This is a genomic window from Subtercola sp. RTI3 (genome assembly GCF_035018625.1).
Taxonomy (GTDB): Bacteria; Actinomycetota; Actinomycetes; order Actinomycetales; family Microbacteriaceae; genus Subtercola; species Subtercola vilae.
Map to the genome: position 1 here is coordinate 1 of NZ_JASJXO010000093.1, position 5,846 is coordinate 5,846.

The following is a 5,846-nucleotide window of genomic DNA, read 5'->3' on the forward strand; positions in this document are numbered from 1 at the left end:
AATACGAGACCATCATGAACAGATCAGCCGCAATCGCGGCGTGACTAGAAAGTGTCACCTACTCGTGCAGCAGACCCTGGAATCGTTTTGGTCCAGCATGCAAATCGAGCTGCTCAACCGAAAGAAATGGCGCACCCGAGTCGACCTGGCCAACGCGATTTTCGAGTACATCGAGATCTTCTACAACCGCCAACGTCGACATTCGAAACTCGGATACGTGACGCCTACCGAGCACGAGCTACGCTTCAATCAAACATCCATCCCAGCCTGACCCTCACACCACTACGGGTAACCAAACCGTAGGGCACGTCAACCAAACCTTCAGCAGTCCCGGGCCTAGAGTTTGTCGAGCATACGGCGCATCGCGCGCGGCTGCCGACATCCCATTCCAGCTCGAAACGTTATCGGTTAGCCGGCGGTCCTCAATTATCGCCAGCCGTTACTTCAGGTTGAGAGGGCTTACTTCTCGGTCAGAAGTAGCTGGGTCGACTCGGTTCAGGACTTTCCGGTCGGCGACCCGCTATCCTGTCTACGCCTATCAGTTTCTCAGCGCACGCCCCGGCCTCGGAGTGCCCGGTTTCGAACCACACGTTCGGAAGGGTGCCGAGGTAGTCCTTGAATATGGCAGCCACTTTCCCGTTCGCATTGTTCATGGCGACGACTGGTTTACCCATTAGGGCTGCCAGCACTGCACCGTGTAAACGATCTGTGATCACAATCTCACCGTGGCTCAGAATTCGTTGCGCGCTCCGCACGTTCAGGTTCGCTATTGCAAGGTAGGTGCGCCGTTGCAGAGGGTACAGGGGTCGTCGAAGGAAACCCACGCGCCGAACAAGTGCCCCAGGAAGGTGGAGTACCTTCCAAGCCAACTCGTCTCGCGCATTCAATCCCCAGTCGGCTCCACGGCGTGTAATATATCCGGACATTTTGGCGTACGCACGAACGCTCTCAGAGTCCCGCCGCATGAGCTCGACCACATCGACATCACTAACTCCGCCTGCTAGGCGACCTACACCCAACGCCAAATCGGGGCAAAATAGAACCTCAGTACTAGCGAAGCTCTCCGTTGTCTCCCGCACGCCAACGTGATCGCGTATGAGTATGGTTAGGTTTGGGTGCGCCGAGTAAACCGACTGCGCCTCGGACAAGGCTTGTTCGGTAATAAATTCAATTCCCTGCGGCAACTGAATGACACGGCGGTCATGATTCTCCGCGATGACGCGTTCGCGAAACTTCTGCGTCTCAGGCCAACGATCACCGAAGTTACCGCCGCCCTGGAGAAGAATAGGCCCGCGTTCTGACAACCGACCGTCAAGGTCAGATTTGTTGTATCGAGTGGCGTCTGCGATGTACTCCACCCTTATGCCCATTCGCTTCAGATACGCCAATGTACCCAAAAATATGAGGTGGTCCCCCGAATTCTTATGGTTCGGAAAGTCGACCAGTGCCACGCAATCGCCTCGCTGCAACAGGCCGCCAAGTATAGCCATCGTCTGTTCTTGGATCGTGGTCAGCGCAGTTTCCAATTATTCCCCCAGATGCTCGAGGCTCGTCATCGCGTCGAGCTTACGAATTGAAATTCTACCTCTTGGCATGTTTGGAGCAAACTACATGCAAGCGGATTTCTTGTCCATGCATAGTGGTCTCTTCGCACGCTGGAAGCCTTCGGGACGCCGAGCTGGCTCCATGCGCTCACAATAAATCCCCTCCTCATCAACGTAATAGCTGATCGCCACCACCTCAAAACTGGCACCCACGCAATACCAACCTCTACATTGTTGATGGCAAATCCGCATGGGGCCACAGCTGCCGACGCGTCGGGCGCCCCTCAGCAAGCCAGCGTTCGACCTGCATCGTCAGTAGTCCTTCATTTGTGCATCACTCGGGGTTGGTGCGAACATTTTCGCCCACGAGCCCACTTCAACCTCCATCCGGGACGACCAGTAACAGATGCCCCAACGCTGAAGACGGGTCCGAGCTAGATTGCCGCGGCGTGTCCCGCGAACTCTATCTAAGACAGCCCGGCCCCTGGCCGACCCTGTCCCTCTCGGTGTCGAAGAATAGACCCCCAATGGAAGGAACGCTGCCCCCCTCCAACCCCTCATTCAAGACCGTCGGACCGACGGCTGCGAAGCGCAGTTATCGTCACTCGCCATCAATGATCGCTGTTGTAATCAAAAGCGAATCGCCGCCATATAAAAAGCAGATATTTCACTCTTCGCAGAGAGTAACCAGATTCCTCACGAGTCATGGGGTCTTAACAAACGGGGCATCCGTCGAGGCAGCTTGGTTCTGGGCATAGACAGTCAACCTGAAGGAATAGCTTCCTGCCGGAGCTGCACCAGCGCCCGTTACGTTACCTTCCCAATATTCGGATTGGGGCCCAGAATCAAAGGTGGTTCGTGTTTCTAGGGTTCGCACTACCGTTCCACCCGAATCTATGATCTGGATCGTCGCCACCGTCCTGTCTCCGGCAACCCAGTTCATAGCCAAGGCTTGGCCTACCTTTGAGCTCGATGCGCTAACTTGAGGCTTTGAAACGACGAAGGAAGGATCGGCACTAATCGCCAATTGAGCTACGCCGCCGCTGTTTGCGAGTGGTGTATGGGTGACTCCGTTTCGTAGGAATACTCCTGGGTCGAGCGAACGCACGGTTATGGTGCCGGAATTAGTACTGTAAATGGCTTGCGTAATTCCCTCTGAGCCATTGAGCACCAGCCCTCGGGTCACAGTTCCATAGTGTGAGGACAGATCGTCGAGGAAGATTTGACCGCTGTTCAAACCAGAAAACGTCGACTTATAGATGAAGATCGACTTGATGGTTATGGGATAGTCGATTTTGGCGTCGGCATTGCCCCCGCCCTGACTAGTCGCCCCGCCGTCTAGATAAAGCGTCATTCGTTTCCACGCCTGCACAGACGAGTTCCCGATGAGACCCTGGAAGTTCTCTCCCGTCGCGTCAGAAAATTTAATGTAGATCGGACTGTCCGTCATATCGCCGTATGTCCATAACGAAATAGCAGATGGTTCTCCAGCAACCTTTTGGTTCGTCAGCAACTCGACCCCGGTTGAGGCACCGCTAAAGTTGTATGTCAGATTTGCCCCGGCTACACCGCCGTGACGTCCCGATCCAATATTTAGCGATGCGGAGCCGCCACTCAGCATCGAAACCTTCCAAGGCGAAGCTGAAGCCATGTCGTCTACTAGGGTCGACTTGCCATCGGCTGTCGGTGAGATCGGGCCAGCGACAGTCTGCTGATACAAAGCGGCGCCAACTCTCAACAGCGCAGAATAGGCAGGCTTTTGCCGGCCGGCCGATTCGATCAGGCCATAATTGTCAAGGGTGCTTCCACTTGAGCCATAGTCGACGAGATTCCACCAAGCGATTGAGGCGACACCGCGCGAAGCTGCAGATAGGTAAGCGCGTGACAGAAAACTCGCCTGATCAGCCTCTGACACACCACTCCTGCAGGTCGGGCTGACCGTGCAGCTAGACCATGAGAGTTCAGTGATCCAAATTTTCTTGCCCGGCGAATATTTGGCGATGTATGCCGCGGCGGTGTCGAGCCAGTTGCCGAACTCACTCGTTTCCGGCGATGTATTGACGAAAGTGTGCAAGCCAAGTCCATCGAAGGACGAAAGTACGTTGTTCGCCCGGAGGGTTTCCATAAATGGGTAGTCAAACCCGACAAGCCCACCAGTGAGAACTGTTGCCGAGGGGTCTTCGGCCTTGATTGCAGCGTATGTCAGCTTCAGCATGCGTGAATACGCGTTTGCGTCCGGTGAGGGCATCCAGAAAGACGAGGAGTCTGGCTCATTCCAGACCTCCCAAACATGAACGCTTGACTTATAACGATGAACTACCGCTACGGCATAGTCGACATAATCCTGAATGTTCGTGGGGGGATAATATTCAACATTCGCAGCGGGAGTTCCCGCCGGTGCCGAAGATGCCCAAGGTGCGCTGTACACCAGCTTTCCGATTATGCTCAGATTCCTTGCACTTGCGACTGCAACAGTCTGGTCGAATTTTGGCCAATCATACGAGCCATTGGATGGCTCGATTCGTTTCCATTCGAATTCTTCTCGGTCATAGTTTACGAACGCGGCCTCCATCGCTGCTGCTCGCTGATCAGCCTCCTGGGGGGAATCGAGCGTCGATATCTCTCCGTTGACACTGACTGGCGATGAATTGGTAGCCGACTGGGGGCGGGCCGCCACTCCAAGGAGGAATGGCGCACCTCCGCGAGCTGGGGTCGCGCTCAAACTGCCGTCGGGCGTACCGTCGTAGCTAAGCACCGAGTTGACGTTGCCCGCTAGCTGCATGCCTTGGTCGCTCATGCCGTCCCAGGAAACCGAGACTGTTTGGGCGCTTGCAGCTGTTCCGCTAAAAGTCTTCGTCAGGCCGCTCGCGTCTTTCAGCTCCAGCTTGTAGTCGCCTCCAGCTCCAGCAGCGAATGTGATGTTCGCTGTCTGACCTGCGGATGGTGCAAAGTTTGCTTGGCCACTGGCGTTGGGTGTGGTCCAGTTGTCCGTGATTGTTCGGATGTTATCGAGCAGGATTGTCCCCGTAGCGGGTTGGCTCCCGTTCCGAACGATCGTGATGTTCGTGAGGCTAAGAGGAGCATCCAGAACACCATTGGCATTTCCCCCGGAAGAGGAAGTCGGGGGTTGAGTCAGGTCAACAGTGACCGTTTTCCACGTCGTGTATCCCATCGCGTCGACGCGGTAGTAGAAGCGTTCACCGGACGCATCAGTGAGCCACACATAAAGGGTGTTATAGCTCCCGTCGCCTTTCACATCAATCTTGAGCGCAGAGTAAATATTTGTGGCAAACGGAGTGGGCGTGGCCTTCGGGACAATTTTCACATCGCCTGCGCTGAGATCGTAAGTCAGAGCAGTTGCCGCACTGCCTTCAGTGTGATCAGACGAAGCTGCGATCGCGACCGTACCGGCGCTTCTTTGCCAAGAAGCCCCCCCGTCTTCGAATCCCTCAACCACAACAGCGTTGGAAACATCCGCCTCAGCAACCGCAGTGAGACTTTTGTTTCCGCTGGAAGGCATGGGCGCGGTGAGCGCCCCATTCGGAGTGATGTCGTAGCTGAGAGACGCGGTGATATTGCCGAGCATCGCGGCACCGGTGTCATCTTTTCCATCCCAAGTAATGGACTGCTGCCCAGGCATGTTGATGGTTGCAGCAACCGTGCGCGTTTTCGCAGTGGTGTCTTTGAGGAGGAGTTTGTAGTCGCCCGAGGTCCCGGCAGCGAATGTGATGTTCGCTGTTTGACCCTTGGATGGAGAAAAATAAGCCGTGCTGGCGTTGGGTGTGGTCCAGTTGTCCGTGATTGTTCGGATGTTATCGAGCAGGATTGTCCCCGTAGCGGGTTGGCTCCCGTTCCGAACGATCGTGATGTTCGTGAGGCTAAGAGGAGCATCCAGAACACCATTGGCATTTCCCCCGGAAGAGGAAGTCGGGGGTTGAGTCAGGTCAACAGTGACCGTTTTCCACGTCGTGTATCCCATCGCGTCGACGCGGTAGTAGAAGCGTTCACCGGACGCATCAGTGAGCCACACATAAAGGGTGTTATAGCTCCCGTCGCCTTTCACATCAATCTTGAGCGCAGAGTAAATATTTGTGGCAAACGGAGTGGGCGTGGCCTTCGGGACAATTTTCACATCGCCTGCGCTGAGATCGTAAGTCAGAGCAGTTGCCGCACTGCCTTCAGTGTGATCAGACGAAGCTGCGATCGCGACCGTACCGGCGCTTCTTTGCCAAGAAGCCCCCCCGTCTTCGAATCCCTCAACCACAACAGCGTTGGAAACATCCGCCTCAGCAACCGCAGTGA

3 protein-coding genes are annotated in these 5,846 nt (G+C 55.4%); 1 reads left to right on the top strand and 2 read right to left on the bottom strand.

Annotated features, from left to right (window positions below; all coding sequences use genetic code 11):
* Positions 1 to 271 (top strand): IS3 family transposase (locus QN358_RS18440; RefSeq protein ID WP_323513223.1); only part of this gene is annotated, 271 nt, incomplete at its 5' end.
* A gap of 199 nt (positions 272 to 470) precedes the next feature.
* On the opposite strand, the gene QN358_RS18445 is transcribed toward QN358_RS18440, so the two are convergent.
* Both QN358_RS18445 and QN358_RS18450 read right to left on the bottom strand, forming a co-directional pair.
* Entirely contained in the window at positions 471 to 1,490 is a 1,020-nt protein-coding gene (locus tag QN358_RS18445; RefSeq protein WP_323513224.1) for a polysaccharide pyruvyl transferase family protein, read from the bottom strand.
* 757 nt (positions 1,491 to 2,247) lie between these two features.
* Positions 2,248 to 5,808 (bottom strand): beta-galactosidase, encoded by a 3,561-nt coding sequence (locus QN358_RS18450; RefSeq protein WP_323513225.1) that lies wholly within the window; start codon positions 5,806 to 5,808, stop codon positions 2,248 to 2,250.
* Positions 5,809 to 5,846 lie beyond the last annotated feature (38 nt).